The 25,168-nt window shown below is 65.6% G+C and carries 23 protein-coding genes; 16 read left to right on the top strand and 7 right to left on the bottom strand.

The genetic code is table 11. From position 1 onward, the window contains the following. The 5 genes from FAZ21_RS03230 to FAZ21_RS03210 are packed head-to-tail and all read right to left on the bottom strand — an operon-like array spanning position 1 to position 7,353. On the bottom strand, positions 1–1,320 hold the full coding sequence (locus tag FAZ21_RS03230; protein ID WP_136771843.1) for an NAD(P)/FAD-dependent oxidoreductase: 1,320 nt from the start codon (positions 1,318–1,320) through the stop codon (positions 1–3). Further along, positions 1,317–2,300: a lysylphosphatidylglycerol synthase transmembrane domain-containing protein gene (locus FAZ21_RS03225; protein ID WP_136771842.1), complete on the bottom strand. Its 984-nt coding sequence runs from the start codon at positions 2,298–2,300 to the stop codon at positions 1,317–1,319. Before FAZ21_RS03225 ends, FAZ21_RS03230 begins: the two co-directional genes overlap by 4 nt. Next, positions 2,297–3,277: a glycosyltransferase family 2 protein gene (locus tag FAZ21_RS03220; protein ID WP_136771841.1), complete on the bottom strand. Its 981-nt coding sequence runs from the start codon at positions 3,275–3,277 to the stop codon at positions 2,297–2,299. The genes FAZ21_RS03225 and FAZ21_RS03220 overlap by 4 nt, the downstream gene beginning before the upstream one ends. Beyond that, the gene (locus FAZ21_RS03215) at positions 3,274–5,301 is read right to left on the bottom strand and encodes a DUF2298 domain-containing protein (RefSeq protein ID WP_136771840.1); all 2,028 of its coding nucleotides are present in this window, start codon (positions 5,299–5,301) and stop codon (positions 3,274–3,276) included. The genes FAZ21_RS03220 and FAZ21_RS03215 overlap by 4 nt, the downstream gene beginning before the upstream one ends. Positions 5,302–5,322: 21 nt before the next feature. Further along, positions 5,323–7,353, bottom strand: a complete 2,031-nt coding sequence (locus tag FAZ21_RS03210) for a DUF2298 domain-containing protein (protein ID WP_136771839.1) — start codon at positions 7,351–7,353, stop codon at positions 5,323–5,325. A gap of 334 nt (positions 7,354–7,687) precedes the next feature. On the opposite strand from FAZ21_RS03210, the gene FAZ21_RS03205 reads away from it, so the two are divergent. From FAZ21_RS03205 to FAZ21_RS03145, 13 genes are all read left to right on the top strand, one after another. Next, on the top strand, positions 7,688–7,939 hold the full coding sequence (locus tag FAZ21_RS03205; protein WP_136771838.1) for a YkgJ family cysteine cluster protein: 252 nt from the start codon (positions 7,688–7,690) through the stop codon (positions 7,937–7,939). Between the two features lie 100 nt (positions 7,940–8,039). After that, entirely contained in the window at positions 8,040–9,203 is a 1,164-nt protein-coding gene (locus FAZ21_RS03200) for an imelysin family protein (RefSeq protein ID WP_136771837.1), read from the top strand. Positions 9,204–9,299: 96 nt separating this feature from the next. After that, positions 9,300–10,703, top strand: a complete 1,404-nt coding sequence (locus tag FAZ21_RS03195; protein ID WP_136771836.1) for a di-heme oxidoreductase family protein — start codon at positions 9,300–9,302, stop codon at positions 10,701–10,703. Between the two features lie 190 nt (positions 10,704–10,893). Further along, a complete protein-coding gene (locus tag FAZ21_RS03190; protein ID WP_169307226.1) occupies positions 10,894–11,898 on the top strand; it encodes an imelysin family protein in 1,005 nt (334 codons plus the stop codon). 27 nt (positions 11,899–11,925) lie between these two features. Then, complete coding sequence (locus FAZ21_RS03185) at positions 11,926–13,059, top strand: DUF1513 domain-containing protein (RefSeq protein WP_136771834.1); 1,134 nt, start codon at positions 11,926–11,928, stop codon at positions 13,057–13,059. Continuing rightward, complete coding sequence (locus FAZ21_RS03180; protein ID WP_136771833.1) at positions 13,056–13,967, top strand: alpha/beta hydrolase; 912 nt, start codon at positions 13,056–13,058, stop codon at positions 13,965–13,967. The genes FAZ21_RS03185 and FAZ21_RS03180 overlap by 4 nt, the downstream gene beginning before the upstream one ends. Before the next feature lie 12 nt (positions 13,968–13,979). Beyond that, the gene (locus FAZ21_RS03175; protein WP_136771832.1) at positions 13,980–14,807 is read left to right on the top strand and encodes a ChaN family lipoprotein; all 828 of its coding nucleotides are present in this window, start codon (positions 13,980–13,982) and stop codon (positions 14,805–14,807) included. Between the two features lie 231 nt (positions 14,808–15,038). Continuing rightward, on the top strand, positions 15,039–15,764 hold the full coding sequence (locus tag FAZ21_RS03170; protein WP_136771831.1) for a MotA/TolQ/ExbB proton channel family protein: 726 nt from the start codon (positions 15,039–15,041) through the stop codon (positions 15,762–15,764). After that, complete coding sequence (locus FAZ21_RS03165; RefSeq protein WP_136771830.1) at positions 15,765–16,181, top strand: ExbD/TolR family protein; 417 nt, start codon at positions 15,765–15,767, stop codon at positions 16,179–16,181. A gap of 141 nt (positions 16,182–16,322) precedes the next feature. After that, complete coding sequence (locus FAZ21_RS03160) at positions 16,323–17,177, top strand: fructosamine kinase family protein (protein WP_136771829.1); 855 nt, start codon at positions 16,323–16,325, stop codon at positions 17,175–17,177. Between the two features lie 115 nt (positions 17,178–17,292). Next, entirely contained in the window at positions 17,293–19,368 is a 2,076-nt protein-coding gene (locus FAZ21_RS03155) for a site-specific recombinase (protein ID WP_136771828.1), read from the top strand. Further along, on the top strand, positions 19,343–19,936 hold the full coding sequence (locus FAZ21_RS03150) for a 2OG-Fe(II) oxygenase (protein WP_211243349.1): 594 nt from the start codon (positions 19,343–19,345) through the stop codon (positions 19,934–19,936). Before FAZ21_RS03155 ends, FAZ21_RS03150 begins: the two co-directional genes overlap by 26 nt. 67 nt (positions 19,937–20,003) lie before the next feature. After that, the gene (locus FAZ21_RS03145) at positions 20,004–20,519 is read left to right on the top strand and encodes an outer membrane lipoprotein (RefSeq protein WP_246038463.1); all 516 of its coding nucleotides are present in this window, start codon (positions 20,004–20,006) and stop codon (positions 20,517–20,519) included. A gap of 73 nt (positions 20,520–20,592) precedes the next feature. Here FAZ21_RS03145 and FAZ21_RS03140 read toward each other — a convergent pair whose 3' ends face one another. Both FAZ21_RS03140 and FAZ21_RS03135 read right to left on the bottom strand, forming a co-directional pair. Beyond that, the gene (locus tag FAZ21_RS03140) at positions 20,593–21,255 is read right to left on the bottom strand and encodes a thiol:disulfide interchange protein DsbA/DsbL (protein WP_169307225.1); all 663 of its coding nucleotides are present in this window, start codon (positions 21,253–21,255) and stop codon (positions 20,593–20,595) included. An 87-nt stretch (positions 21,256–21,342) separates the two neighbouring features. After that, the gene (locus FAZ21_RS03135) at positions 21,343–21,960 is read right to left on the bottom strand and encodes an SPOR domain-containing protein (RefSeq protein WP_246038462.1); all 618 of its coding nucleotides are present in this window, start codon (positions 21,958–21,960) and stop codon (positions 21,343–21,345) included. Between the two features lie 430 nt (positions 21,961–22,390). Between FAZ21_RS03135 and argH the strand changes: the two genes are divergently transcribed. The 3 genes from argH to FAZ21_RS03120 all read left to right on the top strand — a co-directional run bounded on the left by argH (position 22,391) and on the right by FAZ21_RS03120 (position 25,008). Further along, a complete protein-coding gene (gene argH, locus FAZ21_RS03130) occupies positions 22,391–23,779 on the top strand; it encodes an argininosuccinate lyase (RefSeq protein WP_136771825.1) in 1,389 nt (462 codons plus the stop codon). Between the two features lie 104 nt (positions 23,780–23,883). Continuing rightward, positions 23,884–24,348: a GNAT family N-acetyltransferase gene (locus tag FAZ21_RS03125; RefSeq protein WP_136771824.1), complete on the top strand. Its 465-nt coding sequence runs from the start codon at positions 23,884–23,886 to the stop codon at positions 24,346–24,348. Positions 24,349–24,549: 201 nt separating this feature from the next. After that, positions 24,550–25,008: a GNAT family N-acetyltransferase gene (locus tag FAZ21_RS03120; RefSeq protein WP_136771823.1), complete on the top strand. Its 459-nt coding sequence runs from the start codon at positions 24,550–24,552 to the stop codon at positions 25,006–25,008. Positions 25,009–25,168 lie beyond the last annotated feature (160 nt).

The raw sequence follows: 25,168 nt of genomic DNA, 5'->3' as shown, positions 1-25,168 counted from the left end.
TCAGCCCAGCCGCGCGGCGAGTTCGCGGCCGATCTTGCGGCCTTCGCGCACCGCGTAATTGGTACCACGATCCTCGGGATAGATCTGCGCCATCGACGCCAGGTGGAAGCCCGGCAACGGCCCGGCTGTCGGCGGGATCAGCGTGCTGTAGTGCTTCTCCACCACCGGCTGCGACCAGCGCGCGCGCCAGACGTGATGGCGCTGGATCCAGCCGCGCTCCAGCTTGGGGAACATCTTTTGCAGGAACGGCAGCGCGTAGTCGAGGAATTCATCCGCATTCATGCGATACAGTGCGTCGGTGTGCGGCAGGTACTTGGACAGATAAACGATGCGCCGGCCGCCATAGGTTTCGGCCGATTCGAAGTTGGTGTGTTCGATCACGCCCACGAACGGGAAGCTGGGATCGTTCACGTTGAGCCAGTAGGTCTCGGACAGCGGGCGATCCAGTTCCAGCACCAGGCAGACGTTGGCGAGGTAATGGATGCGTTCCAGCCGGGCCACGTAGTCGGCCGGCGCCCAGTCGCGCACCATGTCGGCCACCAGCGGCAGGGCGGTGGTGGCGATCACGTGGTCGGCGCTGATGCCGCCGTTCGGGGTGTCGAGGTGCCAGACGTTGCCTTCAGGCCGGATCGCGGTCACCGGGGTGCCGGTCTCGATGCGACCGCCCAGCTCACGGATGCGCGTGGCCAGTGCTTCGGCCAGCGCGACGAAGCCTCCCTTGAAGTAGGCGAGGCGTTCCTCGCCGCCTTTGCCACGGCTACCGCCGCGCAGCTTGAGCTTGTTCCAGAACCACACCGCCGATACCTGCTCGGCCACCGGGCCGAACTTGCCCTTGAGCAACGGCTCCCACATCACCTGATACACGCGCTCGCCGCCCAGCTCCTTCAGCCATTCGGCGGCGGTCTTGTCCTCCAGCGCCATCCAGTTGTCCACCCCGCGCGCGCGCAGTGTCAGCAGGCCGAGGCGGATACGGTCGATGAACGACAGCGGCGTGAACTTCAGCAGGTCCAGCGGCGTGGACAGCTTGAAGAAGTTGTTGGCGTAGTAGACGCCGGTATTGGTCGGATTGATCGCCACACGATCGTTCAGGCCCAGCTCGTCGATCAGCTTCATCACCTCCACATCGTTGGTGAACCAGTGGTGGTAGAAGCGATCCAGTTTTTCGCCGCCGACCTCGAATGCCGCCGCCAGCCCGCCGAGGTCCGCTTCGGCTTCCAGTACCGTGACGGCAATGCCTTGCCTGGCCAGCTCATAGGCGGCCGAGAGGCCGGTGAATCCGCCGCCGACGATGGCGACACGGGTAGCGTGGGGAGTACTCATGACAGCTTTTCTCTTGGAAGACGGGTGCGGGAGGCGAGGAAATACAGGCCGCCGACCACGGTGGGCGGCAGCCACAGCAGGGCATGAACCAGGAAGGCGTAGGCCGTCGCTGCGGCCTGACCATTGCCGAGCGCGGTCATGGCGCGCACGGTGAAGTAATCGAAGGTGCCCACATAGCCGGGGGTGCTGGGGATCAGCGTCGCCAGCGTGCCTACCGGCAGCGCCAGCCAGCCCGCGGCGGCGGTGGTCAGTTCCGGCAGGGCCAGCGCGGCCATCCAGAACACCGTGCCTTCGGCGATCCAGGCCGCGAGCGACCAGCCGACCAGTCGCGCCATCGTGCTGCCGGCGGCCAGGTGGCCCAGTGTCGCCAGGCCGCGCTCGATCTCGGTGGAGAGCTTCTCGCCCAGCGTGGGCGACACGCGGCCGGCCAGCTTGCCCGCCAGCCGGGCCAGCGGCGCAAACAACTGCGGAAACAGCAGCAGTACCAGGATCGCCAGCGCGACCGTGATCAGCGCCGCGCTGCCCAGCCCGGCAAAGCGGCTGGCCTCCAGGCCGAAGGCGGCCAGCGCCGCACCCAGCATCACCAGTACCATCAGCAGGTCGAGCAGGCGCTCGACGAACAGCGTTGCCAGCACCGTGCCGGCACTGGTGCCCAGCCGGGCGTTGAAGGCGAAGGCGCGTAATACGTCGCCCGCGCGAAACGGCAGCACGTTGTTGGCGGCAAAGCTGGCCAGCAGCGGCCCGGCGCAATTGCTCCAGCGCAGGGCCGGGTTGTCACGCGCCAGCATGGCGCGCCAGCGCGCGATACGACAGGCATAGCCGACACAGAACATCGCCAGCGCCAGCGCCACCCAGCCGCCCCGCGTGCCGGCGAAGGCCTGCACCAGCGCGGCGGGGTCGATCTGCCGGGCGATCAGCCACAGGAAGAACACGGCCAGCAGGATGCCCAGGCCCAGGCGGGCCGCTTGCTTGGGTTTCACTTGCGGTCCACCACCGGGCTGCGCGACAGCGCGGGCGCGTGTTCGCCATAGCCAAGGTATTCCTGCACCACGTACAGCGGGCGGTGTTTGACCTCGTTGTAGATGCGGCCGATGTACTCGCCGAGAATGCCGACGCAGATCAGTTGCACGCCACCCAGGAACAGCACCGCGATCATCAGCGCGGTCCAGCCTTCCACCCATTCGTTGGTGAAGACGCGCATCACGAGCGCATAGAAGATGCCGGACAGCGCCAGCGTGGCGGCCGACAGGCCCAGCCCGATCGACATCTGCAACGGCTTGGTCGAGAACGACAGGATGCCGTCGGTGGCGAAGCGCAACATCTTGCGCAGCGGGTATTTGCTCTCGCCGGCGAAACGCTCCGCGCGCTTGTAGGGCAGGGCGGTCTGGCGGAAGCCGGCCCAGCTCACCATGCCGCGCACGAAGCGGTCGCGCTCGGGCATGGCGCGCAGCGTATCGACCACGTGGCGACTCATCAGGCGGAAGTCGCCGGTATCGAGCGGGATCGGCACGTCGGACAGCTTGTTCAGCAGGCGGTAGAAGCTGCGCGCGGTCGCCAGCTTGAACGCCGATTCGCCGGGGCGCTCGGTGCGCGTGCCGTAGACCACGTCGTAGCCTTCGCGCCACTTGGCAACCATCTGGTGCACCACTTCGGGTGGATCCTGCAGGTCGGCGTCGATCAGCACCACGGCATCGCCGCGCGCGGCATCAATGCCGGCGGTGACGGCGATCTGATGGCCGAAGTTGCGGGCGAAGCCGATCACGCGGATGCGCTCATCTTCGGCGGCGAAGCTGCGCAGCAACTGGCGGGTGTGGTCGCGGCTGCCGTCGTCGATGAAGATCAGTTCGATGTCCAGGTCGGTGATTTCATCGCAGAAGGCATGCAGGCGCTTCATCGTCTCGCCGATGACTTCCTCTTCGTTGTAACAAGGCACCACCAACGAAAGCAGCTGGCTCATGGCTTCATCTCCCGCTTGATCCACAGCCCGGCGGGCGGGTTGTCGCCGAAAGGTTTCCAGTAGTAGTAACCGCCGATGGCCGCGTTGATGGTGGCCCAGGCCTGCGGCGCGGCATTGCTGTCGGCCGGCAGCCAGGTGATGTAGTCCACCCGGTGCCGCATCAGCCAGTTGGCGCTATCCGGCAACTCGCCGCGATAGAACGTCTTGATCAGGTTGGATTCGTTCCACACCTGTTGCGGCGCGCCGTGCCACAGGCTGACGTGGTTGGTCCAGCCCTGCATCGAAATCTGCTGCGAGAACATCGCGATCAGTGTCTGGTTGGTGTAGGCGTAGGCGTCGCCCTGCCAGGTTTCCAGCACGATGCCGCGCGGCGCGTTGGAAAGGTAGCCGATCAGGTCGCGGTTGACCTTGTCCTGGACAAACCATGCCTTGCCGTCCAGCTTGCCCGCGTCGGTCTTGGGTACGTACCACCAGTAACGTGCCACATCGAAGGCATAGAACGAGGTCAGGATCAGCGTCACCGCCGCCGCGGCGCGTACCCAGCGTTGCGCGCTGGCCAGCGCGATGGCGCCGCAGGCCAGCAAGCCGCCGCTGTACAGCCAGCCCCACCATTTCATCGTGGTGTTGGTACGGTCGTACTTGCCGCCGCTGGGGTCGTCCACATACACCATTTCGGACACCACCAGCATCGCGGTGAAGGCGATGACGAAGCACACCGCCAGCGGTCGGCTGCGCTTGTCCACCAGCGACAGGCCCATCAGCGCCAGCAACGGCCACCAGAAGATCACGTAGCGCAGCGCCGGGGTGTGATCCACCCAGGGCACCAGCTTGATCGGCGTGTTGATCGCCTGTGCCGCCAGCCCCGACAGGTAGGGGTAGACCAGCAAAGCACCCAGCAGACCCCCGCTGATCACCGCCTGCCAGTCGGGCGGCTCCCTGCGCCATTCGCGCCAGCAGGCCCAGGTGAGCAGCATCATCAGCGCCAGCGGGAAAATCCAGGTGTTGGTGATCAGCATCACCGGAATGGTCAGCGCGAACAGCCCCTGCGCCAGCCGGCGGCGTACCGGGAAATTGTCGGAGGCGGGGGTTTCCACCCAGGCCAGCAGCGACAGGCCCAGGAACAGCAGGAAGAAGCTACCCAGCGGCGGATGGTAGTCGCCGAGGAAGAACTGGTAGCCGAAGTTCTCCATCGGCAGGTCGTTGGGCTCGAAGTCCGGGCGCGGTTTGTCCTCGGGCTTCAGCTTGGGGAACAGCGCCCGGCCGAAGTCGGTGTTGACCTTGGTTTCGAAATTGCCGATGAAGCGCGCGCTGCCCCACATGTACTCGGTGGCGGCCCATTCCACCGGCTGATCGGCCGGCTGGCCGACGACGAAATGGATCAGCGGGGTGATGCCGGTGCCGCCCAGGCCGATGGCGATCACCAGCAGCCAGCGCGCCCAGCGCTGGGCCAGGAAGCGGCCGCTGAAATACCACATCAGCGTCAGCGACAGGCCCATCAGCAGGCCGAAGGCGATGTTGTAGGCGAAGCCCGGGTTCCAGCCGAACAGCCGGCCCATCAATGCCGCGCCATAGTGCTGGAAGGCGTAGTAGAAATCGAAGCGATACGGCGGGTACCAGGTATCCAGCGGCGGCAGTTGCTCGCCGGGATAGTAGTTCAGCATGAAGTAGAAGTCGGCCGCCCGTTCGCCCATGTTGGGCAGGATGTTGGGCAGCGCGAACTTCCAGGCGAACGCCAGGGCGAAACAGACGATCAACACCTTCTCGGCGCTACGGAACGCCTCGGTGCGCGCCTCGGCGCGGAACAGGTACAGCACGAACAGCATGGCGGCGGTGGTGAACGGCCACAACCAGGACAGGCGACCGAGGCCGAAAGCATGCTCGACCGCGCAGAGCACCAGCGTGACCAGCAATACGCCGGTGGCGCGGGCGATGGGGTAGGGCAGCCAGCGCCCGATGACCAGCGTGGTCCCGGCAAGGTGCAGCCAGAGCAGCAGCAGGCTGCCGAGGAGGAATATCGATTGCATAGGTGTTCTCTTCCCTGTCCGTTACCGGCGTTCCCACACGCCATAGACCACGCCGTCGGCGTCGCCCAGCGGGCGCCACAGGTAGCTGGGCGCCAGTTGCTGTTGCAGTTGGCCGAAGGCGGCCGGATTGCGGTTCTGCTCGAAGCGGCTCCACACCACGTAGCGCACATTGCGCGCGGTCAGCCACTCGGCGGCGTTGGGCATGGCGCCTTGATAGATCTGGCGCACGGTATCGGCGTCGCGCAGGATATGCATCGGCTCGCCGTGCCACTGGGCCACATGCGATGGCCAGCCGTTCACCGCCGGTTGCCCCGCGTGCAGCGCAAAGGCGGAGGTCGGCATGTAGGCACCGCCGTCGATGCCTTCCAGCACCAGCCCCTTCGGCGCGACGCGCAGGTATTCCAGGACACGGCGATTGGCCGGATCGCTGGTGAGCCAGGCATCGCCGGCCAGCTTGCCCGCGTGCGGTCTGGGCTGTTGCGCCAGGTAGTGCAGTTGCGGCAGCAGATAGCACAGCACCGCCACCAGTGGCACCGCGGCCAGCCAGCGCCACGCACGGCGCGGCGCGGCGATCAGCAGCGTGGAAAGCAGCGCGAGCGCGCCGGGGAACAACCACGACCACCACTTGAGCACGGTATTGAAGCGGTTGTAGCGATCGGCGCCGTTGTCGTCGGCGTAGATGGTCTCGCTGATCACCAGCATCAGCATCACCCCGAGCGCCACCCAGGCACCGAAGCGCGCGGAGGGGCTGTCCTCACCGAAGCGGCGGATCCAGCACAGCACCATCAGCCACAGGATCGGCCACCAGATCGCCAGCCACTGCACCAGCGGGGTGTGGTCTATGCCCGGAACCGGCCGGATCGCCAGCGCCAGCGAATTGAGCGAAAAGCGGGACAGGAAGGGATAGAGCAGCGCCAGCCCGATCAGGCCGCCGCCGATCAGCCAGCCGAACGAGGCCGACTTGCCCTGGGTAAGCCGCCAGCCGGCCCAGCCCAGCACCAGCAGCGCCTGGAGCGGGAATACCCAGCTATTGGTGGCAATGGCGGCTGGCACCGTGGCGCCCAGCAACAGCAGCAGCTTGCCGCAGGCGCTGTCCTCGCAGTGCGCATCCTCGCGGGTCCGCGGTGGCGTGCCGGTTTCCAGTCGCGCGATGATGGCCAGCGCCAGGAACAGCAGCAGGAAGCCGGCCAGCGGCGGATGGTAGTCGCCCAGGTAGATGAAGTAGCCGATGTTTTCCAGCGGCAGGTCGCGCGGCCCCCAGGGTTGTTGCAACAGATCGGGCGAGACGCTGCCGAACAGGCGGCGGCCCCATTCCACACTGATGCTCTGGTCGAACACGCCGGTGAAACGGGTATTCGCCCACAGCCGGGTGATGGCGGTGCCTACTTCCAGCGGGCCTTTGAACAGCAGTGGCAGCAGCGGTGCCAGACCATTGCCGCCGGCGACGGTGGCCGCGACGATCAGCGCGCGCCAGCCGGTGCTGGCCACCCAGCGCGATGCCATCGACCACACCAGGCTGCCCAGCAGGCCGATCAGCACGCAGAAGCCCAGATTCATGCTCCAGCCCGCGCTCAGGTGGAACAGACGGCCGATCAGCGCGGCGGCGTAGTGCATCAGCGCGTAATACACATCGAAGCGATAACCCGGCAGCCACTGATCCGGTGGCGGCAACGTCGCGCCATCCATGTAGTTGCGCACGAAGTACAGATCCGTCAGGTGCTCGGCGGTGACATCGATATTGGGATAGAGGAAGCGCCAGGCGAAAGCCCAGGCGAAGGGCAACAGGAATGGCAGTTCGTCGCGCCAGAAAGCTGTGTCGGCGATCTGGCGTCGCAGTACGAACAGCGAGCCCGCCAGCGTGAACGGCCAGAGCCAGCGCAGCGAACCCAGGCCGAACAGGTGTTCGACGAAAAAGCAGCACAGCACCACTGTGAACACGAGGGCGCCGCGTACCAGGTGACGATCCGACCAGCGCGCGCCGCCCAACTGGCCGAGTGCGGCCAGATGCACGAGCAACAGCAGCACCGTCAGGACGGTGAAGATCAAGCTCATTGGAACTCCTCCGAAGCGGGGCGTATGTTACCCCGCCTTTTATCGGCGTATCGCTTTGCGATGCGCGCGTGGTAGCTGACACTGCCGCGCCCGCCATTGCGCATAGCACAATGACAAACGAAAGCCGACAGGACGCTCCGTGTTGTAACCGGGGAGCTTACTACAAGGTGCGGCGGCTGCGTACCACGAGCGCCGCTCGTACGACCGACGCAAGGTGCCGTGCGGCGGCTGGCATGGATTTCGGGTGTTTCCGGCATGCGCCGGGCGAGGGCGTCCGCCATCGGTGCCTGACTGTGGGACAATCGTGATCCCGTTCACAAGGAATCCATCGGTCATGCAATGCAGGCCGGAATGCGGTGCCTGTTGCACCGCACCATCGATTGCCACCATGCCCGGCATGCCGGGCGGCAAACCTGCCGGGGTGCCCTGCATCCATCTGATGGCGGACTATCGTTGCGCCTTGTTCGGCCGGCCGGAGCGCCCGGCCTGTTGCGGTGGGCTTCAGCCCAGCCTGGAAATGTGCGGTAGCGACCGTGACGGCGCGCTGGCCTGGCTGGCCGAACTGGAGCGCCTGACAGCTCCTTGAAGCATGCGCCACGTGGCGCTGGCGACACCTATTGAAATAAGAACCTTTATCAATTAAGGTGCGAGCCATTCCCCGTGCATGCTTGCAGGAGCATCCCTGAATGTCCTTCTCCCTTTTATCCCGTCCCCTGGCCGCGGTTGCCGTCGCCGCCGTGGTGATCGTCGCACCGGCGCAGGCCGCCGAAGTCAACCAGCGCGCGGTACTCGAGCACTATGCGGCCATCGTCCAGACCAACTACCAGGACACCGTTGCGGGGGCGAAGGCATTGCAGGCCGCCGTCAATGAATTCATCGCTGCGCCGTCCGACGCGGGCTTGCAGAAGGCCCGCAAGGAATGGCTGGCCGCGCGCGAGTGGTACGGTCAGACCGAGGCTTTCCGCTTTTATGGTGGCCCGATCGACGACGACAAGGGGCCGGAAGGGCTGATCAATGCCTGGCCGCTGGACGAAGCCTATATCGACTATGTGGAAGGCAAGGCCAAGGCCGGTATCGTCAACAACCCCAAGGCCGCGCTGACTGCCAAGAACCTGCGCGCACTGAACGAGCGTGGCGGCGAGGAGAACATCGCCACCGGCTGGCACGCGATCGAGTTCCTGCTGTGGGGCCAGGATCTGAACCAGGACGGCCCGGGTGATCGCAAGTTCACCGATTTCGTCGATGGCAAGGCCGCCAACGCCGAGCGCCGCCGCACGTATCTGAAGATCGTCACCGACATGCTGGTGTCCGATCTGGAAAGTGTCGCCAAGCAGTGGGCGCCGGGCGCCAAGAACTATCGCGCGCGTTTCGTGGCCGGTGGCACCGAAAGCGTGAAGAGGATCCTGACTGGCATCGGTACGCTGTCGCGTGGCGAACTGGCCGGCGAGCGCATGGAAGTGGCCATGGACACCCAGGCGCAGGAGGACGAGCACTCGTGCTTCTCCGACAATACCCATCGCGACATCGTGACCAATGCCCAGGGTATCCAGAATGTGTGGGAAGGCCGCTACAAGGGCCGTGACGGCAAGGTGCTGGAAGGTGCCAGCCTGAAGGCGCTGGTCGCGCAGAAGAATGCCAAGCTGGCCGATGCCACCAGTGCCGACATCGCGCGCACCGTGCAACTGACGCAAGAGATCAAGCCGCCGTTCGACCGCGAGATCGTGGGCGACGAGAAGGCTCAGGGCCGCAAGCGTGTGCAGGCGGTGATCGACGCGCTGAAGAAGCAGGCCAGCGGCCTGGTGGAATCGGCGCAGGTGCTGGGCATCAAGCGCTTGAACACGTCTGTCTGATTATCGCGATACCGCGAAACGGGGCTGGCGCCTGCGCGTCGGTCCCGGGTTCAGAGCCCCCATCAGGGGGCTTCAGCCTTTGTAGAAGCAATGCGTATGTATAAGTGGTTGATTCCCGCATTCTGTGTCGCCGGCGTGGTCGTGGCCGGCGGCAGTGCCGTGCTGGCTGGATTCGATCCGGCCGAAGCGTTGCCGGGCGGCGAAACCGCAACCATCGACGACCATGGCAAGAACGCGTTTTCCCTGCCGGCGCCCGGCCTGACCGACAAACAGAAAACCGATTTTGTCATCGGCAACTCCTTCTTCAAGAAGGCCTGGGTCGAAGCGCCATCCTCCACCGCCGCGCGCGATGGGCTGGGGCCGCATTTCATCGCGCGCTCCTGCGGCGCCTGCCATGCGCTGGACGGGCGCGGCGCGCCGCCCGATTTCGAGAACGGCATCCAGGCCGAGCAACCGATGGCGTTGCTGATCAGGTTATCGATCCCTGGTCAGGACGCCCATGGCGGCCCGCTACCCGAGCCGGTATACGGCGGGCAGTTCAACAATGACGCCATTCCCGGCGTTGCACCGGAAGGGCAGGTGCGAATCCGCTACCGTGAAGTCGCCGGCCGGTTCGCCGACGGCACCCGCTATTCGCTGCGCCAGCCCAGCTACAGCCTGACCGACCTGGGCTATGGCCCGATGGATCGGCGGGTGATGCTGTCGCCACGCATCGCGCCGCACATGGTCGGCCTGGGCCTGCTGGAAGCGATCCGCAACGAAGATATCCTCGCCAATGCCACGCGGCAGGCTGCCGAGGGGCGTGGCATCCACGGCGAGCCGAACTGGGTGTGGGATGCGCCGTCCGGCAAGACCGTGCTCGGCCGCTTCGGCTGGAAGGGCAACGTCGGCACCATTGCCCATCAGAGCGCCGGCGCTTTCCGCGACGACATTGGCATCACCTCGCATGCCTTCCCGGAGCAGACCTGCACCGCCAGGCAGAAAGACTGCCAAGCCGCCCCCAACGGCGGCCAGCCCGAGATCGACGTGCGCAAGATGGATCAGGTGATCCTGTACAGCCAGTCGCTGGCGGTGCCCAGCCGGCGCGATCCGCAGAGCCCGGCTGTGTTGCGCGGCAAGAAAGTGTTCGCCGACGCCAACTGCGTCAGTTGTCACGTGCCGAGCTACACCACCGGCAAGCATCCGACGCTGTCGGCGTTTTCCAACCAGAAAATCTGGCCGTATACCGACATGCTGCTGCACGACATGGGCGACGGCCTGGCGGATGGCCGCCCCGACTTCAAAGCCAACGGCCGCCAATGGAAAACCCCGCCCCTATGGGGCCTGGGCTTGATCCCGGCGGTGAATGGCCATAGCAATTACCTGCACGACGGCCGTGCCCGCAACCTGATGGAAGCGGTGTTGTGGCACGGCGGCGAAGGCGAGGCAAGCAAGCAGTATGTCCTCAAACTCAACCGCCAGGATCGCGAAAACCTGGTGCGTTTTCTGGAATCGCTTTGATGGTTGATTGAAACCCCGAATCTTGAAACACAGAGAGTCACAGTAGGAAGGGCAAAACAGGGTTGAGCCGCACGTTCGTATGGATCGGCTGACGGTTTCCGCTGTGAAACCCCGTGTTCTCACTGTTCTTCCGTGGTTCAAGACTTTGGGGTTTTCCTCCAACCAGCCCGAAAAGACAAAGGATCGTTTCATGTTCAGACCGTTGCTGACCCTGATGGCGCTGGCGAGTGCCGCGCTGGTGCATGCCGAGGCGCCGGTGCCCGATGCCGCGTTTGCGGCGCGCTGGATCGAGCAGGCCTATCTGCCGCGCCACCAGGCGCTGGTGGCTGGCAGCGAACGTTTTGCCGAGGCGGCGAAGGCGTTCTGCGCCCGGCCGGATCAGGCGGGGTTGGAGGCAACGCGTGGTGCGTGGCGCGAGGCGATGCTGGCGTGGCGAGCCATGGATGGCGCCAGCGGCGGGCCCATCGTGCTGGAGCGGACCGGCCGCATGATCGACTTCCGCCCCACGCGTACCAAGGACATCGAAAAACGCATCGCCAGCGGTGCTGGGGTCGATCCGCACAATGTCTCGGTACGCGGGCTGTCGGCGGCCGAATACCTGCTGTACGGCGATGCCCAGCCACAGGCCCAACTGACGCGGCTGAAGGACAAGGCGCGGTGCGCCTATTTACAGGGTAGTGCCAGCCGCGCGCTGGAAGACGTGCACCAGCTCGATGCCGGCTGGGCGCTTTACGTCGAGCAATTGCAGGGTGAAGCCGATTTTTTCCGCAAGAACCTGTTTTCCGAAACCATCGGCCTGATGCTGAGCGGTATCGAGGGTGCGATCCGCCGCCTGCCGCGTGTCGAGGAAGCCCAGCCCGATGCCTGGCCCGACTGGCGCTCCGACCTGACGCGCGAAGCTATCGGCGTCCAGCTCGACGGCTTTGCCGTCGCCTATTTTGGTACGGGCGGCGGCGCCGGTCTCGCCACCTTCGTCGCCGCGCAGGGCCACGATGCCGTCAACGCCAAGGTCAAGGCCGCTTACGACGCCGCGCGCAAAGCGCTGGCCGCTCTGCCGGCCGACCGCGCGCGCAGCACCGAAGCGCAACGCGCTGCTTTGCGTACCGCCTTGTCGGGCCTGAAGCAGGTCGTGGCTGGCGACGTGGCGGTGGCGCTGGATGTGGTGTTGGGCTTCAACGACAGCGATGGGGACTGAAAGGCAGTGAGGGGTAAGGAGGAAGGGGTGAGGAGTAACGTCGGAAACCACGGCAACGGCGCGGCGATGGAGGCACGTCACACCTCACGCCTCACACCTCACGCCTCACCACCCGGATTTTCCCGTCGCCATTTTCTTGCCGCCTTGGGCGTGCTTGCGTTGCCGCTACCGGCTGTGGCCGGGCTGCCGCGCCGCACGCTGCTGGCGGCGGCCGCGGATGATGACGGGCCGTTCTTCGAGGCGGTGAATGGCGGTGTGCCGTTGCGGCTGCCGACGCGTGGCCACGGAATGTTGCCGATCCCGGGTAGCGACGAGCTGATCCTGGTGGCGCGGCGCGCGGGCTTCTGGCTGTCGCGCGTCAACTGGCGCACCGGCGCGGAGATCAAGCGCATCGCGCCTGCGCCGGGGCGTCATTTCTATGGGCATGCCATCCTCAGCCCCGATGGTGCCACGCTCTACACCACCGAGAACGATATCGAACGCGGCGCCGGCATGGTCGGCGTCTACGATGCGGCGTCGCTGGCGCGGCGTGGCGAATTCCCCAGCCATGGCATCGGCCCGCACGAACTGTACTGGCTGGTACCGGGCAAGACGCTGGCGGTCGCCAATGGCGGCATCCTCACCCTGCCGCAGTCGGGGCGCGACAAGCTCAACCTCGCCACCATGGAACCATCGGTGGCGATCCTGGACATGCCATCCGGCGCATTGTTGGCGCGGTATGCGCTGTCGGACCACACCCTCAGCCTGCGCCATCTGGCGCGCACCACCGACGGCACGCTAGGGGTCGCGGTGCAGGCCGAATCGCCGGATGGCCGCGATGTCACGGATACACCGCTGCTGGCCATTCTGCGTGACGGCGCACTGACGCTGGCGGAGCATCTGCCGGGTTGGGGTGGCTACGCCGCCAGCGTGGCCGCCGCCGGCAATGTCTTCATCGCCACCGCGCTGCAAGGCGATGCGATCCTGCTGTGGCGCAGCGACGGTGCCTTCCTTGGCGAAGTCGGCCTGCAACGGCCCGCGGGCATCGCCGTCGATGGCGAGCGGGTCTATGTCTCCAACGAACTGGGCCTGATCGCCGAGCTGGATATCGCACGCCGCCGCCTTGCTCCGCTGGCCACGCGCGCCGGGGTGAAGTGGGACAACCATCTGGTGGTGGTATGACGCGCCTGTACCGTGCCCTGGCCGCCTGCATGTTGCTGATCCTGGCCGGTTGCGCCGCGCCGCAGCGCGATGGCTGGCAGCCGGTGACCTTGCCCGGCGCGGTGCAACGCACACTGCATTCCAATCAGACCGGGCGTGACTATCGCCTCTTCGTTGCGGTGCCCGACGCGCCGCCACCACCGGGCGGTTATCCGGTGCTGTACCTGCTCGATGGCAATGCCACCTTCGCGCTGGCGGCGCAGGTGGCGCGCACCCAGCGCGGCCTCGATCCCGCTGTGGTGGTGGGCATCGGCTACCCCATCGATGGCGCGTTCGACGTGGTGGCGCGCGCCGAGGACTACACGCCGCCGCTGCCCGATGCCCTGCCGGCGGACGCGCCCCGGACCAAGTACCGCGAAGGTGGCGCCGCGCGCTTTCTCGACTTCATCGAACACACGCTCAAGCCCGACCTCGCCGCGCGCTGGCCGCTGAACCCGTCGCGACAGGCGCTGTACGGACATTCGTATGGCGGTCTGTTCACGCTGTACGTGTTGTTCAGCCGCCCTGATGCGTTCCAGTCCTATATCGCCGTCAGCCCTTCCGTGTGGTGGGGCGAACGCTGGTTGCTGCGCGATCACCCACTGCCAGCCGTCGATCACGTGCCACAGGTGTGGATCGGTGTCGGCGGGCTGGAGCAAGGCGGTGCGGATACGCCTGCCATGGACCGTGCCAAGCTGGCCGAGCGCGCGATGATCGACGGTGCGCGCACCCTCGCTGGCACGCTGCGGGCGCAGGGCATCGACGCCCGGTTCACCGTGCTGGAAGGGCAGAACCACCTGGGGGCGCTCTATGCCAGCGTGCCACGGGCGGTGTTGCGGGTGCTGGGCGGGCCTGCGGCCACTGACGGCCCGCCGAAACGAACACCCTGACCAGGAATTCCCATGCGTAGCCTTGCCTTGCCGTTTCTCTTGCTGCCGTTGCTGATCGCGTGCGCCGGCACGCCGCAGCCCTCCACGCAGGCGCTGGCGGCGCGCATCGCCGACAAACCGGTGTGGCTGCTCGGCGAGGTGCACGACAATGCCGAAGGCCATCGCCAGCGCGCCTATCTGCTGGCACAGCGCGTGCAGGCGGGCTGGCGCCCGGCCATCGCCATGGAGCAGTTCGACCGCGAGCGTCAGCCGGATCTGGACGCTGCGCTGCGCGACTGCGCCGACGCCGATTGCGTGGTACAGCGGGCCGGAGGCGCCAAGGCTGCGTGGCAATGGCCGTACTACACGCCGGTGATCGCGCTGGCGCTGCAATACCGCTTGCCGCTGCTGGCGGCGAACGTATCGCGGGCCGATGCCGCACGCGTGGTGCGCGAAGGATATGCGGCGGCGCTGGATACGGCGACGCTGCAAGCGTTCGGCCTGGACCAGCCATTGCCGGTGGATCTGGATGCCGGCCAGCAACGCGAGGTGGACGTCGGCCATTGCGGCCAGTTGCCCGCCAGCCTGCTGCCGGGCATGGCGCGGGCGCAGGTGGCGCGCGATGTCTGGATGGCCAGGGTGGTGCGCGAGCATGCGGACGGCGTGGTACTGCTGGCCGGCAACGGCCATGTGCGACGCGACCTGGGCGTGCCGCGCTGGCTGGCCGGCGTGCCGAGCGAGCAGGTTGTCAGTGTCGGCTTCGTCGAGGCCGCCGCGCCGGCAGGGCGCTTCGATGCCGTGGTCACGATCCCGGCTGCTGCGCGTGCCGATGCCTGCGCCACGTTGAAGGCGCCGAAGTAAGACGGGCAACCACCAGCCAGGACGCCGGTTTCTCCGGTGGATCAGTGTCTTGTGCGTGTACCCGGCGTATCGTTCCAGACCTGCCGTTCGGGCAGGTCATGCGGATCGGACATGGGCTTTTACTTTCAGTTGAGAATTATTCGCGTTATGATGCGTCCTTTCCGCGTGGCGATCATCGCGACGCGGCGGACTCTTGTCCGCGTTCATGCTTGTTGAGGAGTCGCTTTACCCATGGAAAACAACCCCTATGGCATCGCCGCCCTGTGGGCGCAGGGTGATGCGGTCACGCGTGGCGTGGCCATCCTGCTGCTGCTGATGTCGGTCGCCTCCTGGTGCGTGATCGTGATGAAGACCTGGCGCCTGGTGCACCTGCGTCGTCAGGCGCGTTCCGCCACCCACGATTTCTGGCATCAGCGCGATTTCGCAGCCGGGCTGGCCGTGTTGGGCGAGACCAAGGCCGAGAATCCATTCCGCAATCTGGCCGAGGAAGGCGCCGAGGCGGTGGCGCACCATGCGCACAACAAGTCGGACCTGCACGGCGCGCTGAATGTCAGCGACTGGGTGACCAGCAACCTGCGGCGCGGCATCGACGACGCGGCCCAGGCGATGCAGTCCGGCCTGTCGATCCTGGCCTCGGTGGGCTCCACTGCGCCCTTCGTCGGCCTGTTCGGCACGGTATGGGGTATCTATCACGCCCTGGTCAGCATCGGCGTCACCGGCCAGGCTTCGATCGACAAGGTGGCCGGCCCGGTGGGCGAGGCGCTGATCATGACGGCCTTCGGCCTGGCCGTGGCGATTCCGGCGGTGCTGGGCTACAACGCGCTGGCGCGCGGCAACAAGTCGGTACTGGCGCAGTTGAACCGTTTCGCGCACGATCTGCATGCCTACTTCATCACCGGCGCGCGTGTCGGCACCGCTTCGCCGGCGCCGACACTGAACGTGGTCGGGGGGCGCTAAATGGCCTTCGGTACCCTGAGCGACGACAGCGATGAGGTGATGAGTGAAATCAACATGACGCCGCTGGTCGACGTCATGCTGGTGTTGCTGATCATCTTCATGATCACCGTGCCGGTGATTAGTCATCAGGTGAAGCTGGATCTGCCGCGTGCGGTGAACCAGCCGCAGGAGCTGAAGCCGGCGCACATTTCCCTGTCGATCGATGCCAGTGGCCAGCGCTTCTGGGATGGCAAGCCAGTGGACGACGCGACGCTGGACGCCAATCTGGCCGAGGCGGCCAAAAAGGACCCGCAGCCCGAGCTGCACCTGGCCGCTGACCGCGAAGTGCGCTACGAATCGGTGGCGCAGACCATGGCTGCCGCGCAACGCGCCGGCTTGGCCAAGATCGGCTTCGTCACCGATCCCAAGCAGCAGTAACCGGACGGGCGGCGCCGCCGCCCGGCTGCCGGCACGGCGAGCGGCGCCCGCTATCGTCTTGAGTCTTTTGGGTTTCCCTCTTCCCCCTGCCGCACATCCCCCAGTAATCTTTCGCCATTACCTTCCTGTCATGGCCGGATCATGTGGAACCAGATTGCCCTCGCCCTTTCGACCGCACTTGGCCAGCCGGTAACGTTGGGGTCGCCGCGTGCGGTGGGAGGCGGCAGCATCAACAACGCCTGCCGGGTGGAAAGCAGCGCCGGGCCATTCTTCGTCAAGCTGAATCGCGCCGGGCGGCTGGGCATGTTCGAAGCCGAGGCCGACGGCCTGGATGCGCTGGGGCGGGTGATCCGCGCGCCACGCGCGATCTGTCACGGCGTGGCGGGCGAGCACGCATTCCTGGTGCTGGAGTGGCTGGACCTGGTGCGCCAGGGCGACGATGCCGCGCTGGGCGAGGCGCTGGCGGCCATGCACCGCAGTACCGCGTCGCGTTATGGCTGGGAGCGCGACAACACCATCGGCAGTACCGCGCAACACAACGAATGGATGGACGACTGGATCGCGTTCTGGCGTGAGCGCCGGCTGGGCGAGCAGTTCCGGCTGGCGCGGCAGAACGGCCAGCGCTTTGCGCAGGCGGACCGGCTGCTGGGGATGTTACCGTCGTTTTTCAACGGTTATCTGCCAGCGCCATCGCTCTTGCACGGCGATTTGTGGTCGGGTAACGTCGGTTTCCTCGCCTCGGGCGCGCCGGTGCTGTTCGATCCGGCCTGCTACTACGGCGACCGGGAAGCGGATCTGGCCATGACCGAACTCTTCGGTGGCTTCGGCCGTCGCTTCTACGATGCCTACCGCGCGGCGTGGCCCCTGGATTCGGGCTATGCCTTACGGCGCGATCTGTACAACCTCTACCACGTACTCAACCATTTCAACCTCTTCGGCGGCGGTTATGCCGACGAGGCCGAGCGCCTGACGGAACGGCTGCTCGCTGCCGTGTAGCGCCCGCAAGGCAGGGAGCGTTACCGGTGGATGAGTGACCGGGGATGACGCGTGGCAGACGTTCCGGTCGACCGTGGCCGGACAGGCAACCGGATAACGAGACAGAAGGATCGCGATGCAGGTTACCTTGCTGAAGATGACGACCACGGCGGATACCGCCCTGGTGCCTTTGCTGGTCGAACTGGTGGACGGCCTGCGCCCGCGCCGCGCCAGCGACGAGCGCGCCGCCATCCATAACGTGCAGGCGCTGTGCTACCTGCTCGAAACGCACCCCGACTACCGCGCCGCGTTGCGCCGCGCGTTGCTGTATCTGCTGTCCACCTGCTGGCAGGTGCCGCTCTATACCGAGACCGGCATCCTTTCCAACGAAACCTTCTTTGCCACGTTGCGCCGCCGCATCGGCCTGCGCCTGCTGCCGCCGGTGAGCGATCCGCACTCGCTCAAGGATCGCTTCGCCCAGGTGTTCCATCGTGGCGACGATTACGAGTGGCTGGCCAATGTGCCGCGCGAAAACTGGTTCGAACTGGGCCGCGCGCTGCATTTCGAGGAAGAGCAGGACCACGACAGCATCGCCCGTACCCGGGTGCAGATGCTGGAATCGATCCAGACCCTGTCATGCCGGCTGGCCGCCATCGGGCTGGAACCGGAGATCGTGCGCAACTACCCGGAAGTGCAGCGCTTCGAATCGCCGTTCGTGCATCAGAACATCGAAGCGCTGGCGTATATCGAGCGCTATCGCGCGGCAATGATCGACGAGGGGCTGCCCAAGGATGACGATGCGCAGATTCTGGTGCTGCTCGACCAGTGCGAGGCGCAGATCGCCAAGGTGCGCAGGAGCGCGGCACGTCAGGGCGTATCGGTCAGCCTGACCTACCACCTGATCCGCATCCGCCAGCACATCGAGCGCATGCGCCTGCTGCTCGACCTGGTCGATCCGGACAGCGACCGCGACAGCCGCGCCGAACGCCTGCTCTCGGTGATGATCGGGCTGGTACGGGCCGAGAACCGCAAGCACAGTATTCGCGACGTGTTCTCCGAGAACACCGAACTGCTGGCGCTTCAGGTGACTGAAAACGCCAGCCGCACCGGCGAGCATTACATCGCCGAAAACCGCCGAGAATGGATGAGCATGTTCAAATCGGCGGCTGGTGCCGGTTTCATCGTCGGCTTCATGTCGCTGGTAAAACTGCTGACCGCCAAGGCGCACCTGCCGCTGTTGCTGGAGGCGGTGGCATTTGGCCTGAACTACGCGCTCGGCTTCATGCTGATCCACATGCTGCACTTCACTATCGCCACCAAGCAGCCGGCGATGACGGCGGCCAAGATCGCGGCGTCGATTCATCAGCAGACCAACAAGAGCGGCAAGAAGCAGCTCGATCTGGATGAACTGGCACAGTTGATCGTCAAGGTGCTGCGTACGCAGTTCATTGCCATCTTCGGCAACGTCGCGCTGTCGATGCCGGTGGCGCTGGCGCTGGCGCTGGGCTGGAAATACGCCTTCGGCGCGCCGGTGGTCGATGCCGCCAAGGCCCAGCACCTGCTGCACGACCTCTCGCCCATCGCCAGCCTGGCGTTGTTCCATGCCGGCATTGCTGGCTGCTGCCTGTTCCTGGCCGGGCTGATCTCGGGTTACTACGACAACAAATCGATCTACAACAAGATCCCCGAGCGCATCGCCGCGCTGCCCTGGCTGAACAAGCTGATCGGCGAGTGGCGTACGCGGCGGTTGTCCGGCTATATCGAGCACAACCTGGGCGCGCTGGCGGGTAACTTCTACTTTGGCATGATGCTGGGCACCATCGGCACCATCGGCGTCCTGATCGGCCTGCCGGTGGATATCCGCCACATCACCTTCTCGTCGGCCTATCTGTCGTATGCGGCGGTGACGCTGGATTTCAACATCGGCCTGAATGTGTTGCTGATCTCGTTGGCTGGCATCCTGCTGATCGGCCTGACCAACCTGGCGGTCAGCTTTGGCCTGGCACTGTGGGTGGCGCTGCGTTCGCGCAAGCTGAATTTCCGCGCCACGCGGCCGCTGCTGGGCAAGATACTGCGGCATTTCTTCACCTATCCCGGCGACTTCCTGCTGCCGCCGCCCAGTCCCAAACCTGCGCCTGACGGCGTGCCGCGCCTGGAAGCGCCCATCGATAACGCGGAGACCGCGCGTGAGTGGATTCGATTACGTCGTTGAGGGGCTGGCCGATCACGGCTGGGCACTCTGTCATGGTTTCCTGGATGGTGCCGAAATCGAGGCACTGGCCGCGCTGAGCCGCGAGCGGCGCGCAACCTTCCAGCATGCGGGCATCGGCCGCGCCGCCGGTCGCGCGCTGGATACCGCCATCCGTGGCGACGATGTGCTCTGGCTGGACGAGGGCGATCCCGATGCCCAGGCGCTGCTGGAACGGCTGGCCGATCTCCAGGCCACGCTGAACCGCAGCCTCTACCTGGGGCTGGCAACGCTGGAATGCCACTTTGCCGCCTACCCGGCCGGCGCGTTCTACAAGCGCCATCTGGATCAGCACCGGGGCCAGGATACGCGCGCGGTGACCGTTGTCCTCTATCTGAACCGGGACTGGTTGCCGGAACACGGTGGCCAGTTGCGGCTCTATACCGAGGCGGGGCCGGTTGATGTCCAGCCGCAGGGCGGCACGCTGGTGGTGTTCCTGTCGGATCGCTTCGAGCACGAGGTGATGCCGGCCAATCGCGAACGCCTGTCGGTCAGCGGCTGGTTCCGCCGTCGCGAGGCGGCGGTACTGTGAGCCTGGACACCTTGTTAAGCCCGGCGCGGACTTACAATGGGGCTGTGGCTCAACGGGAGTAAAAATCATGGAAATCAAACGGTTGTGTGTCGTTGTCATGGCAGGCGCCATGGTGGCGCTGGCCGGCTGCGCCACCAGTGATTCGGCTAATGTCTACAAGCGCAACCAGATGCGCACGGCGGCCACGGTGCAGAGCGGCGTGGTGGAGCAGGTGCGCGAGGTGCGCATGGAGGATTCGACCGGTGTCGGCGCCGTGGCCGGCGGAGTGATCGGTGGCATCGCGGCCGGCCGCAACATCGGCGGCGGTACCGGGCAGATCGTCAGTGGCGTGATCGGCTCCATCGTCGGTGGCCTGCTGGGCAACAAGATCGAGGAAAACGTCATGGCCAAGCAGGCGCTGGAAGTGACTGTGCTGCTGGATAACGGCCAGCGCATGGTGGTGGTGCAGGAGGCCGACCAGCCCATCATCGCGCGGCAGCGGGTGAACCTGATCTCGGATGGTCAGACCACGCGCGTGGTGCCGTCGAACGAGCCGTTCCCGGCCCCGGCGCCGGAGGTCTCCACGGCGCCCATGTCGATGTAGCGATGACCGGCGCAAACAAGAAAAGGCAGCCTTGGGCTGCCTTTTCTTGTTGCTGGCCGCGTGCGGCCGCGGCTTACTTCTTCTTTGGTGCCGCGGCGGGCTTGGCCGCGCCGCGTTCCACGGCCAGCAACTGGTCGATCACGGTGAAGATCGTGCCGTCTTCCTTGCCCACCATGCCTGGCGAGGTGAAGTACTTGCCATTGACCACGAAGGTAGGCACGCCGTCGACGTTGTAGTCACGGGTGGCCTGGGCCGCCTTGTTCAGCGCCACGCCCATGCTGAAGCCGTTGTAGATGCCTTTGAACTTGGCGACATCGATACCCTGTTTCTTCACCCAGTCGAACAGTACGTCCTCACGGCGCAGTTCGATACGGTCGGCCTGCACTGCCTTGAACACGGCTTTGTTGTATTTCTCGGCGATGCCCATCTGGCTCAGCGTCACGAAGATCTTGGCATGGCCTTCCAGATCCCCCCGGCCCGGCCACATCACGTGTACGCGGCGGAACACGACATCCTTGGGCAACTTCTTGGCCCAGGCTTCGGTATAGGGCTCGATGGCAAAGCAGTGCGGGCAGCCGTACCAGAAGAACTCGACCACTTCCAGCTTGCCGGCGGGCACCGGTTGCGGCGTGGCGAGGCGCTTGAACTCGCGGCCTTCCTGCGGGGCGGCCAGCGCCACGCTGCCGGCCAGGAGGCCCACGGCGACGATGGCAGTCTTGAGGATGCGGGTAAACATCGGGTCTTCTCCTTGTTGGAACCGGGCACTGTGTGCCATCCAGCCGTGTGCCTGTGGCCATGCCGGCGCGGTTTGGGTCGTTTTTGGTTAGTTGCCGCGTACCACGGTGCTTTCCACACCATTGTTCTTGAGCTGGTCGCGAGTGCGTTCCAGATCGCCCAGGCTGTTGAACGGGCCGATCCGCACCCGGTGCCACACACCCTTGCCCGGCACATCGGCGGTGTAGATCGATGCTTCCACCCCCACCAGCGCCAGCTTGGCCTTCAGGTTGTCGGCATCCTGCTCGTTCTGGAAAGCGCCGATCTGCAGGTAGGTGCCCTTGGGCGCCTCGACCTTGGCAGGCGGGCTGGCCTCCGGCGCGGCAGCCGGGGCAGGGGTGGCGGCCGGCTTTTTGGCCTCGCTGTCGTCGGAAAGCCCCGGCAGCACTTTGTAGAAATCGAAATCCTGTTCCTGTTCCTTGGGCGCATCGCCGGTGGAACCGCCGGGATGCAGCGTCTCCGGCCCCTTTCCGGTGGTCGCGGCCGGTGCGGACGATACGGCGTCCGGTGGCGGTGATTTCTTATCGGTGAACGGGTTGCTGCCCCGGTTGAGGTAAATCGCCAGCACCACGGCGGCGGCCACGCCCCCCAGCAGCCCGATCAACAGACCGGTCAACAGTGACGATCCACCGCCGCCACCGCTCCTGGTTCCACGGGAGCGTTTCATATCCTTGCTCATTGCCTTGGTTGTCTCCATGCGTGGCCCATCCGGGCCGTACTGCTGTAAGAGCGCCAGCAAAATCCTTCTGGCTGTCTCGCCGTACGCTTTGTGCGATCTGCGATCGATCACCTGTCAGGGCGTTTCGTCCTGCCTGCCAGCCTCGCGACGCCAGGTTTTGTCAGCCGCTCTTGTCATTCCGTAACCGGAACATCCCGCCCGCCGCGTCCGCGTCGAGTGGAACCCCCGTAGCGGACCGCCTGTGGCGCACTAAAGTTCAGCACGCCCCTGCGGGCAAGCGGGTGATTATACGGTGGAAAGGCGCGGGCGCCAGGGTGGTCGACATGCTGCCATGCCACATCCCTCCGGGTTGTTGCTGCGGCGCACCCGGTCGCCCCGTATAATTCGCGTCTCGCCAATGCCGTACAGGATTCCCACCATGCAGGACGCCGCCAACAAGGCCTGGTCCGGTCGCTTCAACGAGCCCGTTTCCGAGCTGGTCAAACGCTACACCGCTTCGGTGACCTTCGATTGCCGCATGGCCGAGGTCGATATCCAGGGCTCGCTTGCCCACGCCACCATGCTCAACCGCGTCGGCGTGCTGTCGGACGACGATTTCCGCGCCATCCAGTCGGGCATGGCCGATATCCTCGACGATATCCGCAACGGCGTCTTCGACTGGTCGGTGGACCTGGAAGATGTGCACATGAATATCGAGCGCCGCCTGACCGAGAAGATCGGCGATGCCGGCAAGCGCCTGCATACCGGCCGCAGCCGCAACGATCAGGTTGCCACCGATATCCGCCTGTACCTGCGTGGCGGTATCGATGCCACGTTGCGCCAGATCGCCGAGGTGCAGACATCGCTGGTGCTGCTGGCCGAGCAGCACGCCGATACCGTGATGCCGGGCTTCACCCACTTGCAGGTGGCGCAGCCGGTGACGTTCGGCCACCACATGCTGGCCTACGTGGAAATGCTGGGCCGCGATAGCGAGCGCTTCGCCGATGCGCGCCGGCGCGTCAACCGCCTGCCGCTGGGCGCTGCCGCGCTGGCCGGCACCACCTATCCCATCGACCGCCGTATGACGGCGGAACTGCTGGGCTTCGACGGGGTGTGCGAAAACTCGCTGGACGCGGTGTCCGATCGCGACTTCGCCATCGAGTTCACCGCCGCCGCCGCGCTGACGATGACGCACCTGTCGCGCCTGTCCGAGGAACTGATCATCTGGATGAGCCCGCGATTTGGTTTCATCGATATCGCCGATCGCTTCTGTACCGGTAGCTCGATCATGCCGCAGAAGAAGAACCCGGACGTGCCCGAGCTGGTACGGGGCAAGACCGGCCGCGTCAATGGCCACCTGGTTGCGTTGCTGACGCTGATGAAGGGTCAGCCGCTGGCGTACAACAAGGACAATCAGGAAGACAAAGAGCCGTTGTTCGATACGCTCGACACACTGTCCGACACGCTGCGCATCTACGCGGACATGATGCGCGGCATCACCGTGAAGCCCGAAGCCATGGAGCGTGCGGTGCGCCAGGGCTTTGCCACCGCCACCGACCTGGCCGACTACCTGGTCAAGCGCGGCCTGCCGTTCCGCGATGCGCACGAGGCCGTGGCGCTGGCGGTGCGTTATGCCGAGGACAAGAAGAAGGATCTGGCCGATCTGTCGCTGATCGAGCTGCAAAGCTTCTCGCCGTTGATCGAGAACAGTGTGTTCGACGTGCTCACTCCCGACGGTAGCCTGGCTGCGCGCGACCACGTGGGCGGCACCGCGCCGGCGCAGGTGCGGGCGCAAGTGGCACGCTGGAAGGAAAAGCTCGCACTGTGAGCGGCTGAAAAGCCGCGATCCGGTGCCGGGAGTACCCGGCAGGCGATCCCCGCCGGCCCACCTTGCGTGGCTGCCGGCGTTTCTTTTTGAACAGGCCCATCCGCATGCCCATCACCTGGACCTGGCGCGCGCTCGCCGAGTTCGACGCCCTGTCATTGTTCGACTACCTGCGGTTGCGCCAGCAGGTATTCATCGTCGAACAGACCTGCGCCTATCCCGACCTGGACGACTACGATGTGCACTCGGCGCACCTGACCGGCCACGATGCCGAGGGCCGGTTGCTGGCCTGCCTGCGGCTGGTGCCACCGGGGCTGAAGTACGCCGAGCCGTCGATCGGGCGGGTGGTGGTGGCGCCGATCGCGCGCGGCACCGGTGCGGGGCATCTGCTGGTGGCGGAAGGCCTGGCCCATGCCGCGCGCTGCTACCCGGGCGCCGGGCACCGTATTGGCGCGCAGGCGCATCTCGCTGGCTTCTATGGCAGGCATGGGTTTGTGCCGGTGGGCGAGCGCTACGACGAAGACGGCATCGATCACGTGGACATGCTGTTGCCGCCGGGTTTTGCCGGCTAGTTGATCCATGCCCGACGTGCGCTTTGCAGCCCCTCGCCCCGTCACGTAGTCACCAAGTTTGACACTACGCAATTTCATCATCGGCCGGGCGGATTAGGGTTTCGCCACCCCTGGCCCGCGTGTGCCCACTGTCCCACCGTTGCATCCACCGTCACACGCCCTGCGTGCCCGTGCGTGGCACGATCCAACAAGGAGCCGTTGATGAAAGTGGAATTCCATCCCATGACCGAGGCCGATATCCCCGCCTTGATTTCCCCGATGACCCGGGCGTTCGACGACGACGCGCGACGCTTTCTGGGCCAGCAGCGGGGCGGCCCCGACGGCTATGACGACGGTTCGTTCCTGCGCCGCTATGGCTTGCGGGATCATGCGTCGTCGCCTTACACCATCATGGTCAACGGCAGCCCGGTGGGGGCCTTCATCGTTTACTGGCGACGCCATGGTGAAAGCGTGCTGGGCAACCTGTTCCTCGACCCGTCGGTGCAGGATCGCGGCATCGGCCTGGAAACCTGGCGCTACATCGAAAGCCAGTTCCCTTCCCGCGCCTGGCGCCTGGAAACCCCCTCCTGGGCGGTTCGCAATCACTACTTCTACGAAAAGTGCGGCTTCCGGCGCATCGGTCAGGATGATCGTCAGGTCATCTACGGCAAGAGCCAGTAGCCGCCGCCGGTCGCGACCAGCCTTCCGTTGCCGTCGTGGCCGCGCTGTCTATGATTAGGGCGGTGCACGACAGGGGTTATCGCGATCCGGCATGTCGGTAAAGCGACAGGAAGCCCATACGCATCGTTGGCGAAAACCCGTATAAATCATTGCGCTAACG

Source organism: Chitiniphilus eburneus (genome assembly GCF_005048205.1).
Taxonomy (GTDB): Bacteria; Pseudomonadota; Gammaproteobacteria; order Burkholderiales; family Chitinibacteraceae; genus Chitiniphilus; species Chitiniphilus eburneus.
This window is presented reverse-complemented; position numbering and strand designations above follow the sequence as displayed.